The sequence below is a fragment of the Nocardioides sp. CF8 genome (genome assembly GCF_000389985.1).
Taxonomy (GTDB): domain Bacteria; phylum Actinomycetota; class Actinomycetes; order Propionibacteriales; family Nocardioidaceae; genus Nocardioides; species Nocardioides allogilvus.
The window spans coordinates 3988897-4007664 of the sequence record NZ_CM001852.1 but is presented as its reverse complement, the minus strand read 5'-3'; the positions used below and the strand labels follow the sequence as shown (position 1 = coordinate 4007664).

19 protein-coding genes are annotated in these 18768 nt (G+C 68.9%); 4 read left to right on the top strand and 15 right to left on the bottom strand.

What is annotated here, in order from left to right:
* Positions 1-7 precede the first annotated feature (7 nt).
* Genes CF8_RS19490 through CF8_RS19420 form a run of 15 tightly spaced genes read right to left on the bottom strand, consistent with a single transcriptional unit; the run spans position 8 to position 15081 of the window.
* The gene (locus CF8_RS19490; RefSeq protein ID WP_010834812.1) at positions 8-769 is read right to left on the bottom strand and encodes a DUF6390 family protein; all 762 of its coding nucleotides are present in this window, start codon (positions 767-769) and stop codon (positions 8-10) included.
* Positions 766-1899, bottom strand: a complete 1134-nt coding sequence (hypD, locus tag CF8_RS19485) for a hydrogenase formation protein HypD (RefSeq protein WP_010834811.1) — start codon at positions 1897-1899, stop codon at positions 766-768. The genes CF8_RS19490 and hypD overlap by 4 nt, the downstream gene beginning before the upstream one ends.
* A gap of 10 nt (positions 1900-1909) precedes the next feature.
* On the bottom strand, positions 1910-2179 hold the full coding sequence (locus CF8_RS19480; RefSeq protein ID WP_010834810.1) for a HypC/HybG/HupF family hydrogenase formation chaperone: 270 nt from the start codon (positions 2177-2179) through the stop codon (positions 1910-1912).
* 42 nt (positions 2180-2221) lie between these two features.
* Entirely contained in the window at positions 2222-3319 is a 1098-nt protein-coding gene (hypE, locus tag CF8_RS19475; protein WP_051204281.1) for a hydrogenase expression/formation protein HypE, read from the bottom strand.
* Positions 3316-4029, bottom strand: coding sequence for a D-sedoheptulose-7-phosphate isomerase (locus tag CF8_RS19470; protein WP_010834808.1), 714 nt, complete (start codon positions 4027-4029; stop codon positions 3316-3318). The genes hypE and CF8_RS19470 overlap by 4 nt, the downstream gene beginning before the upstream one ends.
* Complete coding sequence (locus CF8_RS19465) at positions 4026-4766, bottom strand: sedoheptulose 7-phosphate isomerase (RefSeq protein ID WP_010834807.1); 741 nt, start codon at positions 4764-4766, stop codon at positions 4026-4028. Before CF8_RS19465 ends, CF8_RS19470 begins: the two co-directional genes overlap by 4 nt.
* The gene (locus tag CF8_RS19460) at positions 4763-4993 is read right to left on the bottom strand and encodes a HypC/HybG/HupF family hydrogenase formation chaperone (RefSeq protein ID WP_232211537.1); all 231 of its coding nucleotides are present in this window, start codon (positions 4991-4993) and stop codon (positions 4763-4765) included. The genes CF8_RS19465 and CF8_RS19460 overlap by 4 nt, the downstream gene beginning before the upstream one ends.
* A gap of 11 nt (positions 4994-5004) precedes the next feature.
* The gene (hypF, locus tag CF8_RS19455) at positions 5005-7395 is read right to left on the bottom strand and encodes a carbamoyltransferase HypF (protein WP_010834805.1); all 2391 of its coding nucleotides are present in this window, start codon (positions 7393-7395) and stop codon (positions 5005-5007) included.
* The gene (locus tag CF8_RS19450) at positions 7392-8594 is read right to left on the bottom strand and encodes an NHL repeat-containing protein (RefSeq protein WP_010834804.1); all 1203 of its coding nucleotides are present in this window, start codon (positions 8592-8594) and stop codon (positions 7392-7394) included. Before CF8_RS19450 ends, hypF begins: the two co-directional genes overlap by 4 nt.
* 14 nt (positions 8595-8608) lie before the next feature.
* Positions 8609-9556, bottom strand: coding sequence for a NifU family protein (locus tag CF8_RS19445; RefSeq protein ID WP_010834803.1), 948 nt, complete (start codon positions 9554-9556; stop codon positions 8609-8611).
* Positions 9553-10950: a hypothetical protein gene (locus CF8_RS19440; protein WP_010834802.1), complete on the bottom strand. Its 1398-nt coding sequence runs from the start codon at positions 10948-10950 to the stop codon at positions 9553-9555. Before CF8_RS19440 ends, CF8_RS19445 begins: the two co-directional genes overlap by 4 nt.
* Positions 10947-12014 carry a hydrogenase maturation protease gene (locus tag CF8_RS19435; RefSeq protein WP_010834801.1) on the bottom strand — a complete coding sequence of 356 codons (1068 nt, stop codon included), beginning with the start codon at positions 12012-12014 and terminating at the stop codon, positions 10947-10949. The genes CF8_RS19440 and CF8_RS19435 overlap by 4 nt, the downstream gene beginning before the upstream one ends.
* Positions 12001-13638, bottom strand: coding sequence for a nickel-dependent hydrogenase large subunit (locus CF8_RS19430; RefSeq protein ID WP_010834800.1), 1638 nt, complete (start codon positions 13636-13638; stop codon positions 12001-12003). Before CF8_RS19430 ends, CF8_RS19435 begins: the two co-directional genes overlap by 14 nt.
* A 30-nt stretch (positions 13639-13668) precedes the next feature.
* Positions 13669-14640, bottom strand: a complete 972-nt coding sequence (locus CF8_RS19425) for a hydrogenase (protein ID WP_036491546.1) — start codon at positions 14638-14640, stop codon at positions 13669-13671.
* A 12-nt stretch (positions 14641-14652) separates the two neighbouring features.
* Entirely contained in the window at positions 14653-15081 is a 429-nt protein-coding gene (locus tag CF8_RS19420) for a DUF1641 domain-containing protein (protein ID WP_036491544.1), read from the bottom strand.
* A gap of 222 nt (positions 15082-15303) precedes the next feature.
* On the opposite strand from CF8_RS19420, the gene CF8_RS19415 reads away from it, so the two are divergent.
* From CF8_RS19415 to CF8_RS19400, 4 genes are read left to right on the top strand one after another with little or no spacing between them, the layout of a single operon-like run.
* Positions 15304-16428 carry an AraC family transcriptional regulator gene (locus tag CF8_RS19415; RefSeq protein WP_084622957.1) on the top strand — a complete coding sequence of 375 codons (1125 nt, stop codon included), beginning with the start codon at positions 15304-15306 and terminating at the stop codon, positions 16426-16428.
* On the top strand, positions 16421-16816 hold the full coding sequence (locus tag CF8_RS19410) for a hydrogenase maturation nickel metallochaperone HypA (RefSeq protein WP_010834796.1): 396 nt from the start codon (positions 16421-16423) through the stop codon (positions 16814-16816). The genes CF8_RS19415 and CF8_RS19410 overlap by 8 nt, the downstream gene beginning before the upstream one ends.
* Positions 16794-17573, top strand: a complete 780-nt coding sequence (hypB, locus tag CF8_RS19405) for a hydrogenase nickel incorporation protein HypB (RefSeq protein WP_010834795.1) — start codon at positions 16794-16796, stop codon at positions 17571-17573. The genes CF8_RS19410 and hypB overlap by 23 nt, the downstream gene beginning before the upstream one ends.
* Entirely contained in the window at positions 17570-18409 is an 840-nt protein-coding gene (locus tag CF8_RS19400) for a hypothetical protein (RefSeq protein ID WP_010834794.1), read from the top strand. The genes hypB and CF8_RS19400 overlap by 4 nt, the downstream gene beginning before the upstream one ends.
* The last annotated feature ends 359 nt before the right edge of the window (positions 18410-18768 follow it).

Below are 18768 nucleotides of genomic sequence, written 5' to 3'. Positions count from 1 at the left end.
CGATCGGTCACGTCTTGGGCAGGGTCAACCGGACGTTGGTGAGGGTCACCTGCTCGGCGGAGGACGCGATCAGGGTCGCGGCCTGCGCGGCGGTCAGGCGGTCACAGGCGAAGGACCAGTGGAGCGCAGCCCAGTCGCCCTCGTCGAAGTCCGCCATCACGCCGTCCTCGGTACGCCGCGTCACTCGCTCCGGTCGAGGCTCATCCACGACGAGTCGCTGGTCGTAGGCCAGGACGTCGACCTCCACCAGCACCGAGTCTTCATCGACGTCGAGGACCCGGCCGGCCCGGATCCGACACGAGTCCAAGACGTGAAGGGGCTCGGGCAGTCCTGTCGCGAGCAGCCGCGTCCATGGATAGACGCCGAGCACGTGGAAGACGTGGGTGGGGCTCACCTCTGACAGCAGCTCCGCGTCGAGATGCGACCAGTAGTGCCCTGCCTGTGCGGCGAAGCGCTCGATGAGCCGCTCCCCGAGCACCCGCGAGTCCACCCGGTCGGTGTCCTCGGAGCCGGTCCAGTAAGCCCGGCCGACCCCCTCGGACAGCGGATCGAGGCCCAGCTGCTCACCCATCAGGACCTGGTAGGGCCAGACGCCGGAGAACTGACGAGCCACCCGGCGTACGGCACCGGCCTCCGTCGGCAGCCCACAGGCCGCCTGTTGGAGGACCGCCGCAGCCGTCGGTCCGCAGTAGCCCAGCGCGTTGGGGGCGTGCGCGTAGCGCGCGAACAACCGCTCGCCCGGATCGCCCGACTGGTCCCGCTCCCTCACAGTGCCGCGCGCTCTCCCACCATGATGGCCGTGTCGCGGTGCAGGCGACCGAAGTTGTAGTAGGCGGCGCAAGCGCCCTCCGGCGAGACCATACAGGTGCCGATGGGGGTCTCGGGGGTGCAGGCAGTGCCGAAGACCTTGCACTCCCACGGCTTGATGACACCCTTGAGCACCTCGCCGCACTGGCAGGCCTTGGGGTCGGCGACCCGTATGCCGGGCATCGAGAACCGTTCCTCGGCGTCCCATTCGGCGAAGTCGCGGTGGACCTTCAGTGCGCTCTGCGAGATGAACCCAAGACCGCGCCACTCGAAGTGGGGACGCAGCTCCATGGTCTCGTTGAGCAACTGGAGCGCCTGCGGGTTGCCCTCGGGACGTACGACGCGGGAGTACTGGTTCTCGACCTCACAGCGGTCCTCCGCCATCTGCTTGAGCAGCATCTGCACCGACTGGAGGATGTCGAGCGGTTCGAAGCCGGCCACCACCATCGGCTTGCCGTAGACCTCGGGGACGAACCGGTAAGGCCGGGTGCCGACCACCGTGGAGACGTGGCCGGGACCCAGGAAGCCGGAGAGCCGCAGGTCTGGCGAGTCGAGGATCGCCTTGATCGGCGGCACGATCGTCACGTGGTTGGCGAAGACACTGAAGTTGGTGACCCCCAGCTGCTTCGCGCGCACCAGGGTGACCGCGGTGGACGGAGCAGTCGTCTCGAAACCGACCGCGAAGAAGACGACGTGCTTGGTCGGGTTCTCCATCGCGATCTTGAGCGCGTCGAGCGGTGAGTACACGAACCGGCAGTCCGCGCCGCGCGCCTTGGCGTCCAGCAAGGAGCCCGTTGACCCGGGCACCCGCATCATGTCGCCGAACGTCGTGAAGATGACGCCTTCCTGCTGGGCCAGCCAGATCGCGTCGTCGATGCGTCCCATGGGGATCACGCAGACGGGGCAGCCGGGGCCGTGCACCAGCTCGATGTTGTCGGGGAGGATGTGCTCGAGACCGTGTCGGTAGATGGTGTGGGTGTGGCCACCACACACCTCCATGAACTTGTACTCATCCTCGGTGGCCAGCTCGGTGATCGTTCTGACCAGGGCGCGCGCGGCGGCCGGGTCGCGGAACTCGTCGACGAACTTCATCTCGCGTCTCCTACAGGCTCGTGGAGCTGAACTGCTCCAGCTCGTTGTCGTACTCACTGCCCATCTTCTGGAGCTGCGCGAGCGTGGTCGCCGCCTCTTCCTCGTCGATCCTGGCCATGGCGAACCCGACGTGGACCAGCACCCAGTCACCGTCTTTGAGACCGGTGTCAGCCAGCAGCCGGACGCTGATGGTGCGGCGTACCCCCGACACGTCGACCTTTGCCAGATAGTTCTCCGCGTCGACCGTCTCGACGACTTGTCCTGGTATTCCCAGACACATGGCTCTTCCTCTCGATCAACAAACTCGGCGAGCAGAAACGGGTCAGCAGATACGGGGCAACGGGTCACCGACGAGCATGTCGACGATCCGGCTTCCGCCGAACGGGGTGCGCAGCGCCACGATGCCTGGAGGTTCTGCGACCACCTCCGCGATGATGGCGGCGTCCTCGCCCAGCGGGTGCGCACGCAGGGCCGCCAGCGCGGCCTCCGACTCCTCGACCGGCACCACCGCGACAAACTTTCCTTCGTTGGCGACGTACAGCGGGTCGATGCCGAGCAGGTCACACGCGCCGTTGACGATCGGTCGGACCGGCAGCCGCGCCTCCTCGATGATCACCCCGACGTTTGCGGACTTGGCCAGCTCGTTGAGCACCGTGCCGACTCCACCGCGGGTGGCGTCACGCATCCAGCGGGTGCCCGGTGCTGCGGCCAACAGCTCGCTGACGATGCCGCCGAGGGCGGCGGTGTCGGAGGAGATGTCGGCCTCGATGTTGAGCTCGCCGCGCGCGAGCATCACCGCCATCCCGTGGTCGCCCATGGTGCCGGAGACCAGGATGCGGTCGGTGGGTGCGACCCGCTCCGGTCCGAGCACGCGGTCGGTCGGGACGATGCCGATGCCGGCGGTGTTGATGAAGAGGCGGTCGGCGGCACCTCGGGGCACCACCTTGGTGTCGCCGGTCACGATCTCGACGCCGGCGAGTGCCGCTGCCTCGGTCATGTCGGCCACGATCTCGCGCAGCACCTCGATGGAGAGGCCCTCCTCGATCACGAATCCGGCCGAGAGCCACTTCGGGACCGCACCGGAGACGGCTAGGTCGTTGACCGTGCCGTGTACGGCGAGGTGGCCGATGGAACCGCCGGGGAACTGGATCGGCTGGACCACGTAGGAGTCGGTGGAGAAGGCCACCCGTTCGCCACTCGGCAAGGTCAACCCAGCCGAGTCGCCGAGAGCGGCGAGGGTCGGGTTGCCGAAGGCCTCCAGGAAGACGGCGTCGGTCAGCGCTGCCGATGACTTCCCACCGGCACCGTGGGCCAGCGTGATGACGTCCTCGAGCAACCGCGGCCGCCGCTGCCGGAAGGCTTCGATCCGCGAGAGCACTTGCAGCTCGCGCGGCGATTGGGCGCGTGGTGTGACCGTCATCGGCCGACCTCTTCCCGAGTAGGTGTTTGGGTAGCGGGGGGCGTCGCGCGGCGGACGGCGCGCAGCTCCCGCATGGTCTCCTGCGCGACGGCCCACAGCCGGTGGCCGATCATCGCGTGCGACTCCTGAATCCGGTGGATGGACTGGGAGTCGACGGTGAAACAGTGGTCGAGCTCGTCGCTGGCCTGCATCTGACCGCCGTCGTACCCGGCGAAGCCGATGGTCAGCAGGCCGCGCTTGCGGGCCTCCCCCAGACCGCGGAGCAGGTCATCCGAGTTACCGCTCGTGGACAGGGCGATCGCGATGTCCCCCGGTGTGGAGTGCGCGATGATCTGACGGCTGAAGATGAGCTCGAAGCCGACGTCGTTGCCCAGGGCGGTGACGACCGCCTGGTCGTCCGTGAGCGACCACGCCGCCACGGGCCGGCCAGCGGGCGGGTTGCAGAAGAGGCCGGCCAGGGTCGCGGCATCGGTGGAGGAGCCACCGTTGCCGAACGTATAGAGCCTGCCGCCGGCCACGAACCGCTCGCCCATCGCGCGGCCCGCAGCCACGATGTCGCCCTCCATCCGCGCGAGCGACGAGCGCTGCAGGTCCCGGGAGATGGTCGCCTTGTCTCGAGCCGAGGAGGCGAGATCGACCAACAGGGCCTGCGGATCCTTCTCGTCGGCCTCGATGAAGGGATAGAGGAATCCAGTGCTGTCGTCGGTCATGAGGGCTCCACCTTGGTCAGGGCCAGACCGGCATGGATCAGGATCAGGTCACCGGGAGCGACCTCGCCGACGAGGGTCACGTCGACGTCCTCCTCACCCGTGGCAGTGCGTACGGCGGCCGGACCGGCGAGCTCCAGCGGTGCTTCTACGACCTCGGCGAGGCGCCCCTCGTCGGAGCAGGTGACGCAGACCTCGTCGGTGCACTCCTCGTCGTCGACCGTGAGCAGTCCGGGGTGCTCGAAGCAGACGTGGGTGAGCTCCCAAAGCAGGTGGTACATCAGCACGAAGCGCCCGGTCGCCGGGACCATCGGGTCGTCGGAGGCCACCCAGAGCACGTGGTCGGCGGCACCATCGGGCGGTTTCTGGCCGAAGCCGACCCAGATCGTGGAGACCCCCCACGCCGGCGCCCGCTGCATCAGGCTGCGGGTAGCGGGGTCATCGGCAGCCGCCACCGCGAGCACGACGTCGCCGGCCCGCACGGCGACCCGGGTCTGTGCCACCGGGTCAGCGCCCACGAGGGCCACCGACGGCAGTGCGCGCTTGCCCATGATCACCGGGTGCACGAACTCCACGGCGACGTGGTGGGCGTGCGGCTCCCACTGCGGGCTGACCACCCACAAGGTGGCACCTCGATGGAAGGCCCTGGCCAGGGACAGGGAGGCCTGGGCCAGGTCCATGGAGAGGTCGGTGCCGATCAGCTCGTCGGCGATCTGGTAGTGATCGGTCTGAACCGTCATACCGTCTCCTCCAGTAGTCCGACATCGCGCATCATCGCGATGGTCTTGTGGGCCTCGGCCTCATCGAGCCGGGTGAGTGCGAAGCCGGCGTGCACGATGGTCCAGTCGCCGACGTCGAGGTCGGGCAGGTAGTTGAGCCGGATCACGCGCTCCTCTCCGACGAAGTCGGTACGCGCGAGCAACGCACCCTCCTCGTCGGTCCACCTTTCCCGGATCTGGCCGGGCACTCCGAGGCACATCAGGTCTGCTCCTTCGTCGAGGTCTCCACGATCGTCCGGGTGGGGGTCGCCGCCAGCATCGCGGCCGCCACCGCGGCCTGACCGAGCGCCAGGCCACCGTCGTTGGGTGGCACCTCACGGTGCATGAGGACCTCGAAGCCGGAAGCCTCGAGGCGTCGCGCGACGGCGTCGGCGAGCAGGCGGTTGCAGAAGACACCCCCGGTGAGCCCGATGGTCCGCGTCTCCGCGGCCACCGCCTGGACGCTGGCAAGGGTGGCCGTCGCATCCGCGAGCACGTGGTGGAAGAGCAGCGCCGAGTGGCCCACGTCGGCGCGGGCCTCGGGCCGACACAAGGCCAGCACCAGCGGCTCGGGATCCAGGAAGGGGACACCGCCGGCAGGGGTACGCACCGGCAGCCACGCTGGAGCCACCAGGTCGTGGGACAACGATCGCTGCGCACCCCGGGCGACCATCTCGAGCTCGATCGCGGCCTGCGCCTCGTAGGTGACGCGGCCCCGGATGCCCAGCAGCGCCGAGACGACGTCGAAGAGTCGACCAACGGAGCTGGTGGTGACCCAGCCGGTGCCGTGCTCGAGAAGACCGGGCAGGACCTGGCGCTCCTCCGTCGTGAGCTCGAGCGGCAGGGCCTCGAGCGACCCCCCTGCGGCGAGCACCGCGAGAGCGGCCGTGCGGACGGGGTTGCGCACACCCGCGTCGCCGCCGGGGAGACGTACGGCGCCGAGATGGCCCACCCGCTCGGCGGTCGTTCCGCGGTCACCGAGGACGAGAAACTCGCCACCCCACACCGTGCGGTCGCAGCCGTAGCCGGTGCCATCGAAGACGACGCCGAGAATGGTCTGGTCGAGGCGGCCGTGCTCGGCAGCCAGGGCAGCGAGATGCGCGTGGTGGTGCTGAACCTCGACCACGGGTACGTCGAGCTCGTCGGCCAGGCGCAGTCCCCAGGCCGTCGAGGCGTACGCCGGGTGCGGGTCGACGACCACGGCCTCGGGACTGGCCCGGTGGAAGCGCAGCATCGTTGCCGTCGCCGCGTCATGGGCGCGCCGGGCCTCGAGCGACCCGAGGTCGCCCACGTGTGCGGAGAGGAAGGCCTGGCCGTCACGGGTCAGGGCGAAAGTGTTCTTGACCTCGGCCCCGGCGGCGAGCACGACCGCATCGCCCGCCAACGCCACCGGCAACGGCGCGAAGCCACGCGAGCGTCGGACCGGCACCGGTCCGCGAGGACCCACCGCGACGACGGAGTCCTCGCACGGCACCACGATCTCGCGGTCGTGGGTGAGGAACAGGTCGGCGATCCCGGCCAGGCGGTCGAGCGCGTCGGCATCAGTGAAGGCGATCGGCTCGCCGGAGGCGTTGCCCGACGTCATGACCAGCACGCTCGGCGCTCCAGGTGCTCCGTCAGGCAGGTCCGCGAAGAGCAGGTGGTGCAGCGGGGTGTAGGGCAGCATCACGCCGAGCTCGTCGTAGCCGGGCGCGACGCAGACGGCCACCGGCGCCGCAGGGCGCGAGGGCAGCAGCACGATCGGTCGGGCCGGTGAGGTCAGCAGGGCCTCGCCGCCACGGAGGTCGACCAGGGTCGCCGCGGTCTCGAGGTCACGGGCCATCAGTGCGAACGGCTGGTCCGGGCGGCGCTTGCGCCCCCGGAGCACCTCCACCGCGGTGCAGGAGGTCGCATCGCAGGCGAGGTGATAGCCGCCGATCCCCTTGACAGCCACGATCGCCCCGCCGCGCAGGGCCGCCACAGTGGCGCGCAGTACCTGCTCGGTGTCGGTGGCCAGCTCGACGCCATCCGGCGAGCGCAGAACGACCCGCGGGCCGCAGTCGTGGCAGCCGATGGGCTGCGCGTGGTGGCGGCGGTCCTGCGGATCGGCGTACTCCCTCTCGCACGATGCGCACAGCGGGAACGGCGCCATCGAGGTCTGCGGCCGGTCGTAGGGCAGGTCGCGGGTGATCGTGAAGCGCGGACCGCAGTTGGTGCAGGTGATGAAGGGGTGCCGGTATCGGCGATCGCCGGGGGCGTACAGCTCGGTCAGGCAGTCGTCGCAGACCGCCGCGTCCGGCGCGACCAGCGTGCGGGCGCCGACCGATACCGACGAGGTCTCGATGGTGAAGCCGGCCTGACCGGTGGGGTTCAGACGGGCGGAGTCGACCGAGACGATGCGCGCCATCGGCGGCGCCTGGCCGACGAGCCGGATCAGGAAGTCGTCGACCTGGTCTGACTGCCCCTCGACCTCGATCAGGACGCTGGTCGCGTCATTGCGGCACAGGCCGTCCAGCCCGAGCTCCTCCGCGAGCCGGGCGACGTGTGGCCGGAACCCGACACCCTGCACCACGCCGCGGACCACGACCCGTTGCCGGACCGTCGTCTCGGTCCAGCTCCTCAGCGACGTCATGGCCGCTCCCAGATGGCGATGCGGTTGTTGCCGCTGTCGGCGACCAGCAGCAGATCCGGAGTGTCTCCGCCCGGATGCCAGTGCACGCCGTAGGGCCAGCACAGCGTGTCGGGGGCAACCTGCTCCCAGCGGTTCTCCCCGTTGGCGGCAAACGTGGGCTGCCCCAGCACGGCATCCGGCGGGTCGTCGTGTCTGGCCTCGGCCGAGCCGTAGAGCAGCACCCGGTTGTTGGCCGTGTCGGCGACGGCCATGGCGCCATCCGGTGCGGTGGAGACAGCGTAGGGAAACCGGAAGCGCCCCGCCTGGGAGACGTACGGGAACTCCATCGAGGCGGTCATGTCGGGTTGACCGAGTACGGCATCGGCCGCGCAGTCTGTCTCCGGGTGCCGGGACCAGCGGAGCACGCGGTGGTTGCCCGCGTCGGCGACGACGATCCCGTCGCCGGCCGCGGCGATGCCGTGTGGCCAGCGGAAGGAGTCGGCGCGCGCATCACCGCCACGGTTCTCTTCGCGGTCGGTGGGTCCGGGCTGTCCCAGGACGACGTCTGCGGGCCGGTCCGTGGTGGGGATGCCGTCACGCCACACGAGCACGCGGCGGTTGCCGGTGTCGGCGACGTAGAAGCGGCCGCCGATGACCGCGATCCCGAACGGCCAGTACAACGAGCCGGCGTCCACCTCGCCACCACGATTGGGGTCGACGTGGCGCTGGTCGACCTGCCCCAGCACCTGGTCCGGCGGCGTTCCGGTCACCGTCGGGACCGCGTTCCACACCAGGATGCGGTGGTGCCACGCGTCGGCGACGACTAGGCGGCCACCGTGGACGAGCACTCCGGTGGGCAGGTGCATCCCGAATGCCGGGCCGCGGCCGCCGGCGGCCGGGCCCTCGGTGTGCTCGTCGGCCTGGCCCAGGATCACATCGGCCGGCATTCCGTCGCGGGTGGGGACGCCGTGCCAGATCATCACGCGATGGTTGCCGGTGTCGGCAGCGACCACGATCTGTCCGTCGGTCCAGGCCGCCCGGGGCGCGTAGAGCTGGCCGGCCGCCGGTGCGGCGGCAGGAAGCTGCAGGCCGCCGGGCGAGTCGGCGCCCAGGATCGCTCGCGGCCGCCAACCGGCGTACGACGCCGGCGCGGCATCGTCGAGACCGCGCAGCCCGTGCCCCGGCAGCACCCCGGTGTGCACGGAGCCCGTTGCGATCACCTGAACCCGCACGGTCAGCCCCCGAGGTCTCCGCCGCAGCGAACCCAGACCTGGCCGTGCTCGAGACGCAGCGGCAGCTGCTGGAGCTGCGCGCCGGGCATCGACATGCACTCGCCGTTGGTCGAGTCGTAGCAGAATCCGTGGCCCGCGCAGGTGATCGTGCCCTGGCCTGCATCGATGAGCGCGTCGTCGAGTCGGCGCCCCAGGTGGGCGCACTCGTTGACGAAGGCCGACATCTGGCCGGCGGCGTTGACCACGATGACCTCGAGTGACGGTGCGTCGCGTGGAGTGAGCGTCACCGCACAGACCTCGCCGACACCGACCGCCTCGGCTGCCACGGCTGAGGACCAACCGGCTTCCTCAAGCTCGCGCTCGGCCCGGGCGAGGTCCTCGGCAGCTGCGTCCGGTGAGCCCACGGTGATCGAGCTCAAGGGGATCAGGGTCGGGGTGGGGTCGTTGGGAAGCACCTCGACGGAGGTCAGCCCGGGCACGCCCTCGACCAGTGCGGCCTCGACGCCGTTGCGCATCGTGACCGATGCCATCGAGCAGCCGTTGCACGCTCCCTGGAGGCGCACGAACGCGGTGCTCCCGTCGATCCGGTCGAGCTCGACGCCGCCGCCGTGGGACTCGAGCCCGGGGCGCACCGAGTCAAGGACGCGGCGCGCCAGGGTCAGCTGGTCCGGCCGCACGAGGCCGTGCATCGTGAGGACCATCAGCACGTCGGGCTCATCGACCAGCTCGAAGAGGAGCTGCTTCCCGCGCGGGTCGTCACGGAGTCGCCGGACGACGGTCGTCAGCGCCTGCTTGTGCAGCGCGTTGAGCGCGTCCAGCGCGTCGGTGATGACGGCGCGGGAGTCTGGCTCGAGGCCGGACAGCCGGCCCATGGCCTCGTCGAGGGCGCCGGCCAGCTGCTCGATGGACCGGTCGGTGTCCTCGTGGACCGGCTGGGCCTGAGTACTCATGGCCGGTCCTGACCTGGCCGCAGCACGGTGACCCTGGGCTTCGGCGGTGTGACGGCGTCGATGCCCAGCGCCGCGGACTGCGTGCGGACCCCCATGCCGGAGGTGAACGTCTCCGGCTGCGGCATCCGGCCCAGCCGATCGGCTTGCCGGACCAGGTCCGTCAGCGACTCGTCGGGGTCCTCGACTCCGGCCTTCGCGATCTCGTCGAGCACCCCGCGTACGGCCATCACCGACTCGTGGTCGAGCTGGGTCTCGAAGAGGTAGCGGGCTTCGACGAGCTTGGCCTTGGCCTGGTCGGGGATGCCCAGATGCGCCAGCACGTTGCCCTGGTTGGCGAGCAGCCGGGCCATGGCTGACGGGTCGGACTGGCGGATACCGCTGACCAGGATCTCCTCGTAGAGCTCGACCGCCTCGACCAGGTTGTCGCCCTGGTGGGTCGAGGGGGTGTAGACGAGCGCGTTGGCGAGGTTGAGGGTCGCCGTCGACCAGGTCTCCGGCGCCGCTTCGGGTGTGAAGACCCGCCGACAGGCGCGCAGGGCCTGGGTCGCGACACCGAGTCGCAGCTGGTCCGAGGCCGTGGTCATCGGGGTCGCCAGGTGGGCGGTGGCCAGGTCGAGCTGCAGCCCGGCCCACAGCTGTGGTGAGGACTCCTCGGTCACGAGCTGGAGTGCGTCGTAGTAGCAGCGCATCGCCTCGTGGAGCAGTGCGCGCGCGTCGCCCCGGCCGCTGGCGGCGTCCTCGTGGGACAGGCTGCCCAGGTGGTGCAGGAGCTCGGCGCGCGACTCGCGCAGGTCGCTGCTCCCGGCGAGGAGCGCGGTGGCCTCGCTCAGCGAGGCTCTGGCCTCGTCACGCTGACCGGCCTCCCTCAGCAGGGTGCCGTGGTGCCCGCGGAGGACTCCGGCAAGTCCCGCAGCAGGAGCGGCCGCCCGCGCAGCCCGGTCGAGCAGGTCGATGGCAGTGCCACCATCGCCGGACTCCAGGCGTTCGGTTGCCAGAGCCGCCCATACGAGCGCCGTGACCTCACTAGCAGCCATCGGAGGCGGCATAGCCGGCAGCACGCCTTGCCCGGTCGAGTAGGCCACCACGTCGACCAAAGGCGCCAGCTCGGCGGGTAGCCCGGCCCGGATGGTGGCGGGGTCGGCTGTCTCGGGGTCGAGCACCCAGCGGTTGTAGGCGCTGACGGGGTCGTCACCCGCACAAGCGGCCGACGCCGCGAGCAGCTCACCGGCATGGGCCAGGGCGTGGGCACGGAGCCCCTCCGGCCAGACCAGAGGCAGGATTCCCGCGGCGAGGTCTGCCCGCACGTCGTCGTGCCCCTCGACGAGCAGCAGGCCCTGGGGGAAGGCAAAGGCGCCCAGCCCCCAGACCGTGCCGGTCTCAGCGGTGGTCGTCATCGTTGTCCTCCACCGGCGCGCGACGCCGGGTTGCTGTTCGGCGAATCACGTCGGCCGCCAGGTTCGCGAGCGCCGACGACCTGTGGGTCGAGACGGCTCGTCGCTCGACTCCCTGGTCGCTGATCACCAAGAGGTAGACCGTCCACTGGCCGGACTCCTGGATCACCTCTGTCGTCACCTCGAGTCCCATGGCGGTCCTCCTCTCCGGAGTCGTCACCGACCAGCTGCACGGAGAGCACGCCCTTCGCGTCATCCCAGCTCGCTGAGAACCGGCCCGCCACCGGTCGAAAGCCCAGCACCTCGTGGATGAGGACGGTCCGGTCGCCTGCGGCGTTGCGTTGGCGGAGGACCAGGCCCCCGTTGGCGGCGCCGATGAGTGGGATCAGCTCGAGGACCGCACCGTCGAAGCTGGCGACGCACACGTCAGCCGGGAACCGGGCGTTCGCGAGCTCGGCTCCCAGGTGGAGGTAGCCGTCGTCGGTGATCTCGACGGTCGAGGTTCCTGACCGGGGGTAGAAGTCGCGGTCGATCAGTCTGATCACCTGGTGCATGGCCTCGTCCACCTCACGGGTAAGTGGCGCCCCGAAGTCGATGGTGGCGACCTCGACCAGGAACACGGTGATGTCAGTTGGTCGCTCCGGACCGAGCAGCCACTCGGAGAACGCCAGCGCGTGGTCCCACCTGAAGTTGTGGGTGTGCAACCCGTCGATCGGCGGCAGCTCCTCGAGCTCGGCCGCCGGCACCTGGTAGATGGTGCCCGCCTCGGCGCCGGTGTGTGCCGCGTCGACGATCACCACCCGCCGAGCGCCGCGCATGCCAAAGGCGACGTCCATCCCCGACGTACCACCATCCACGATGCGTACGCCGTCGGGCACCCCCCGGGTGAACAGCGTCCGGATCAGGACGGGCCCGACGGCGTCGTCACCCCGCAGGATGTTGCCGCAGCCGATGACCAGCAGGTCGCAGGCCTCCGGCGCGAACCCGTCATCGAGGAGGGCGTGCGGAGGTGGGGCCGGGTGGGTCGTCCCGGCCCCGAGACCGGGACCGGGCTCAGACCATGCCATTGATCACGAACTTGTTCAGTTCCTTGCCGGTCTTGCCGTCGTAGGCATGCACGGTGCAGACCAGACAGGAGTCGAAGGAGCGGGCGACGTGCCCGAGCTCCACGGGGTCGGACATGTCCTTGACCGGCGTGCCGACCAGAGCGGCCTCGATGGGTCCGTTGGTCCCCTCGGAGTCTCGCGGCCCGATGTTCCATGCCGTCGGAGTGACGACCTGATAGTTCGCGATCTTGCCGTCCTCGAGCACGATCCAGTCGGCCAATGCGCCGCGGGCCGCCTCGGTAGCACCGAAGCCCTTGCCCGAGGAGGGCTCTTCGGGCTTGGTGTAGAACGACCCGTGCAGGTCGATCTCGCTGAGCCACTCCATCACCCAACTCAGATACTTCGGCGCCTCGTGCATGCGGGCCATCTGACGAGTGAACACCGACGGGCCGAGCTTCTCCAACATGTCCACGAACAAGGGGTCGTCGTCCTGGTGCGCGGCCGCGCCCGGAGCACCAGCCGCGATCCGTCGCGCCAGCGGCCCGGCTTCGAGCGGGATCCGGCCGAGGTCCGGCACGTCATAGCGCGGCGACTTGGCCCAGGAGTACTTGCCGTCCTTGCGGCCCTGGAGCGGGTCGATCGGGTTGGTCTCGCCCTCCCACGGGTGCAGGGGACGGTCGCCTGTGAAGAAGGAGTGGGTGACGTCCTCGGTGACCCGCAGGTGATCGAAGTCGTGCCACCGGCCGTCCGCATAGACACCCGAGCGACCCCGCAGTGCGTCGTTTCGGGCGTCAACCGTGGGGTTCTCGTACATCGACGGCTCGAGGTAGGTCCCGGTGGCGAGGAAGTTGCCGCACCCGGCGCCGTACTTGTCCAGGCCGACGTCCAGGGCGTAACGGATGAAGAAGCCACAGTCGGAGTTGTACTGCGACTCGTTCTCCTCGACCCACGCCTGCATGTCGTCCCATGTCTTGATCTCCATCCAACGTTCGATGGAGCAGCCGAGCCACTCCTTCTCCAGCCAGTTGTCCTTCCAGTGGTGGAGGATCGCGGTAGCGCGCGTGATGTCGGAGAGGTTCGGCGCACTCATCACACCGCCCGGAACCATGAACGAGCTGTGCGGCCACTGACCACCGAAGATCGCGTAGACCTCGACCGGCTTGCCGGAGAGGACCACGCCCTTCTGGTAGGCGGTTCCGACGTACGGCGCAAAACGGCGTACCGCCTCGTCGTAGAGAGGCGAGTTGGCGTAGTTCTTGTTCACCAGGTCGACTGCGAAGAGCGCGTAGAAGTAGCGGGGAATCGACTGGAGCGTCTCGCAGGCCTGCGCGATGTTGCGGATCAACGTGGCGTTCTGCGGGACGTGCGTGGCCCACGCCGTGTCGAGGGCGTAGCAGGCCTTGTACAGATGGGAGCCGCCGCAGATGCCGCAGATGCGGGGCGTCACGATGAGCCCGGCCTGCGGGTCCTTGCCGCGCAGGATGATCTCGAAGCCGCGGAACATGGCGGCCTCGGTCCACGCGGAGGTGACCACGCCATCCTGGATCGTGACCCGCACGTCCAGGTCGCCCTCGACGCGGCCCATCGGGCTGACGAAGAGGTCGATGGAGTCGGCACCAGCAACCGGGTTGTCAACTGCAGTCATGGGTTCCTCGTTCCTGTTCCGACATGTCCGTCAGACGACGAACATGTCCTCCTTGGACCACTGCGGAGCAGCGATCCGAGCGGCGGCGGCGTGTGCCATGTAGGTGATGTGGTCGGCACCCTCGGGGACTTCCTTGGGGATGGTTCCGGAGACCTTCTGGGTCTTGAAGACGGTTCCCTTCGCCAGGTCGAAGAACGGGAACTCCGGCTCCGTACAGCCCAGACATGGCATGCCGGCGCGCGTCTTGGAGCTCTGGCGATTCCACAAGATGCGGTTGCACGGGCTGTGCGTCATCGGGCCGCGACAGCCGAACTCGTAGAACAGACAACCTGTGCGGGTCCCCTCGCCGAAGCTCGTCGTGGACTGCTTGTACTCGAAGAACTGCACCCGGGTACACCCCGTCTGCGTGAACGTCTTGAAGAACGTCTGAGGACGGTGCAGATCATCCAGCGCGATGTCGCCGGCGCGACCGGTGGCCAGCGCGACCAGGATCTGGGTGATCCAGTCGGGGTGGGCAGGGCAACCCGGAATGTTGATGACGGGGAGACCGGACTTGCTGCGCCAGTCGGGTCCCAGGAAGCCTCCTCGATCACGCTTGTGGAACTGCAGACCGGTCGAGTCGCTGGGGTTGGGCTCCATTGCGGGGATGCCGCCCCAGCAGGCGCAGTCGCCGATCGCGACGACGATGCTCGCGGCCTCGCACAGCTCGGTGACCCACTCGATCATGGGTCGGTCCGCGAACATGTCCATCCGCCCCGACCCGTCCGGGCCCTGGATGACCGTTCCCTCCAGCACGAAGATGTCGAGCGGCCGTGCTCCGGAGGCACAGTCGTTGAAGATCTTGGTGGCGTTGTCCCCGAGCTCCATCCCGAGGCTGGGGTGCCACAGGAGCTCAAGCCCGAAGTCGACGATCAGGTCGACGACATTGGGCTCCTCGGCGTTGAGAAAGGACATCGTGTTGCCCGAACACGCGCCCGCTTGAAACCACAGCACTGACGACATCTGATGACCTTCCTAGTTCCCTGCGTGGGTGATGGTGGCCGAAGGCGCTGGTTCGAGCTCCTGGCCGATGGACTTCGCGACGGTGGCGCCATAGCTGAGGGCGCGTCGGATGTCGGGATCCTTGAGCAGCCGCGCCAGGCTCAGCAGCCCGGTGATCGCGACCGGGGACTCCTTGAACTGCTGGCCGCCGGCCACGAGACCGCGCGCGACAGTGGCCACTGAGTCGACAGCCTGGGGGCTCACCACGTCGGAGGCCGCGAGCCGCTTGGCACTCGCGACCAGGCCTGCCACATCCACCGCGCCAAGGGTGCCCAGCGTTGAGGCGAGTGCAGGGTTGCCGTTGACGGTGGTGCGCAGCTCGTCGACGCTGGCGAAGAGACTCTCGCCGACCGTCTCGCTGCGCGCGACCAGCCCATCCAGTCCCTCTAGGAGCACGGCCACCAAGTCAGCGTGGTCCAGCAGACTTGCGACAGCCGCGGCTACCTGAGGGTCCTGGAGCTTCTCCAGAACTGCGTCCGTGGTGCGTTCACTTGGTGGTGACAACGTCATCCCATGACCTCCTAGCGACCCTGATCCGTGGAGTGCCGAATGTAAGCGGGCTCACATTCGGCCACTATCGACTTTGCGAACGCACTATCACGATCGCGCAAAATTCTTGATGCAATGACGCAGACCATCGATAGTGGGCAGCGTCCGATGGAGTCGGAGGGAGTGTCCATGGAGCGGCTGTCTCGCTTGAGATTCATGAACGTGGACCGCACACGCGACCCGGTCCGACGCCGGATCCGGCCACGGGGCGTGCCCAACGCACTGCAGGACCACCCCGTCGTCGACACCGACGACCGAGCCCTGGCACTAGACATGACCCGGCAACTGCTTGGCGAATGTCAGGTCACGCCAGCGCGGACGGAGCTCGACGACTTCCATTGCCGGCTGCATGCCGTGCAGCTGATCGACGTGTCGATGACCTACCTCGACTACGCCGCCGCAACCAGCATCAAAGTGGCCGAGTCCGCCGACTGCTACACGGTCCACATGACCAGCGCCGGGCACGGGACCGCGCACATCGAAGGCCAAGAACACCACCTCACACCATTCTTCGCGTTGGTCATCTCCCCCCGCACGACGTACACGCTGAGCATGGACCGCGACTCCCCCCAGAACATCATCCGGATCGAGCGCGAGGCCGTCGAGCGACAGCTCTCCCGACTGCTCGGCCGCCAACTCCGCGAGCCACTGGTCTTCGATGCGGTCGGCGACCTCACCACTGACGAGGCCGCCCGCTGGCACGGCGCACTGCAGATCTTCTCCAACGAGGTGATGTCGCCGCGCTCGCTGATCCAGCAGGGCATCGGCGCCGCGCCGCTGGAGGAGATGGTGATCTCCACCCTGCTGCTCGTCCAGGAGAACAACTACAGCCACGCCCTCAAGTCGCGCCCGACCACGTCGGGGAAGCCGGCGGTCACCCGCTCCATCGAGTTCATCGAGTTGCACCTGGCCGAGCCCATCACTCTCAATGACATCGCCCGCTACGCCCGGATGAGCCCCCGCTCGATCCAGGCCGGCTTTCGCGAGGACCTCGGCACCACCCCGATTACGTTCATCCGGGATCGGCGGCTCGACGCCGTACGCCGGGACCTCCTCTCGGCGATGCCGCGTGAGGGCATCACGGTGACCGACGTCGCCGTCCGGTGGGGCTTCAACCACCTGGGGAGCTTCTCCGGCATCTATCGCAACCGATTCGGCGAATCGCCCTCGGCAACGCTGCGAGGGACGCGCAGTGCATGAGCTCTCGCTGTGCCGCAGCATTCACCAGATCGTGGACGGCGCCCGCCAGGAGCGACGGGTCCTCACCGTGCACCTCCAGGTCGGGCACTTGCGCCAGGTGATCCCGGAGACCCTCGTCTACTGCTGGGACCTGGTCACCGCCGACGGTCCGCTGGCGGGGGCGAGGCTCGAGATCGACCACATCCCGGTGGTCCTCTCCTGCCACACCTGTGGGGCGGAGACCACTGTGGAGCATGCGCTGGTGCTGACCTGTTCCGCGTGCGGCGGTGGCAACACCCAGCCCATCCGAGGCGAGGAGTTCATGGTCACCTCGCTCGACCTGGCTCCCGCACGAGTCACCAGTCCACCGACCGAGGAGGCAACCCATGGGCCGATTCCACCGACATGACGACGGCACCGAGCACGCTCACGACGGACCGGAGCACTCCCATTCCCACTCGCATGAGGACCTCGGGGACCACACGTCGTACGAGACAGGGCCGGAGCGGATCAGCGTTCTGGAGCGCATCTTCAGTGAGAACGACGCCGCTGCCGATGCCAACCGCGCTGCCTTCGCCGAGAACGGCGTGCACTGTCTCAACCTGATGTCGTCCCCCGGCGCCGGCAAGACCACGCTTCTCGAACGCACGCTCGCGTACCTGCAGGCGAGCGGGGTTCGCGCAGGGGTCGTGGAGGGCGACATCGAGACCTCGATCGACGCGGACCGACTTGCCGGATACGGCGCACAGGTGGTCCTGCTCAACACCGGCGACGGTTTCGGCGGCGAGTGCCATCTGGACGCGCCGATGGTGCGCAAGGCCGTGGCCGGGCTGGACCTGGGCAGCCTCGATCTACTCGTCGTGGAAAACGTCGGCAATCTGGTCTGCCCGGCCGAGTTCGACGTCGGGGCCCACACGTCCGCGATGGTCTACGCCATCACGGAGGGCGAGGAGAAGCCGCTGAAGTATCCCGTCATGTTCCGCGCCTGCGACGTGGTGCTGGTCAACAAACTGGACCTGCTCCCCCACCTCGACTTCGACCTCGCGCTGTTCCGACGCAACTTGGCACAGATCAATCCCGTGGCCGAGGTTTTCGAGGTCAGCGCCCGCACCGGCGACGGCCTCCACGCGTGGCACGAGCACCTGACGGCGATGGTCTCGGTGTGAGGCTCCCCCAGATCGATGCCACCGATGACCAGATCGGCTTCAGGTGGCTCTCCTCCGAAGGCAGCGTGCTTCCCCTCCGCGAGGTCATCGCCTTGCCTGGGGCCGAGCCCGACCGCTGGCTACCCACTCACCTGGAGGCCCTCGACGACGTACTGATCGAGGTCGCCGGGACGTACGGCGAGGTGCTCGGCGGAGGCCGGCGACCCACCACAACCGAGCGGGACGCGCTGGTCGAGGTCTATGCGACCCTGGACCGGCTGTGCTGGGAATATGCCGACGCGCACGCAGCGACCGAGCTTCCCGGGTCGGTGCGCGCGGGGCAGATCATCGGCACGGCTGCGTTGATGAGCATCCGGACCCGCGAGGCCATCTCGATGATGGGCGCGCCACCCTTCGCCGGCGACCTCGACGAGCCCGGCCTGGGCGTCATCGGCGGCCGGGCGGGCCTGCACTGGGTGACCCCCGAGACCGCGTGGCCGGGAGCCCGCTGGCTGGTCGTCACCGACGACGGTCTGCGACTCCCGGCAACGCTGACGATGCTGCTGTTCGACGCGTCCGGTGTCGACAAGGACGCGACCCTGACCGAGCACCGCGAGGCGCTGATTCAGGTCACGGACGCCGTGACCGACCCGGCTGCGGAGCCGATGCAGGCGAGTGGCGCGCTCGACTGGCTGCTCTTCGACTGGATCATGGCCCACCGTGACGGCCCCGACTCGGGGGCGGTCGAGATCCGCTCGGGCAAAGTGGCCGACGCGGACATGATCGTCGCCGCCGCGGCCGCCTCCGCTCATATCCGCGCCCGCTTCGACCCGGCACTGGTCGGGTCGCTCGCATGAGGCCGCTCTCACGCTCCTGCCCGTGGCCTGCGTTCGTCGCGAAGGCGGCGGCATTTCACACCCCTGATCTCCCACCGGGGTGAGCCAGCGAGGGCCATGTGTCGACACCGGTCACTCATCGCAGACAAGGAGGACAGACCGTGTCCATGAGCACCACGGCGCACCAGCGGTCCTCGACCTCCCGCACGGGCAGGCCCGGACCGCTTCCATTGCCAGGCGCCTGACGAGCGGTGGCCGGGGATCTTGGCTGCCGCCGAGTCGATCGAAACCATGTCCCGACGACTCTCCGACCAAGGCATCGAGCCCAGCGCGGCGACACGGCGCGACTACTGAATCGCCCCGGGTTTCGTGGAGGCTCG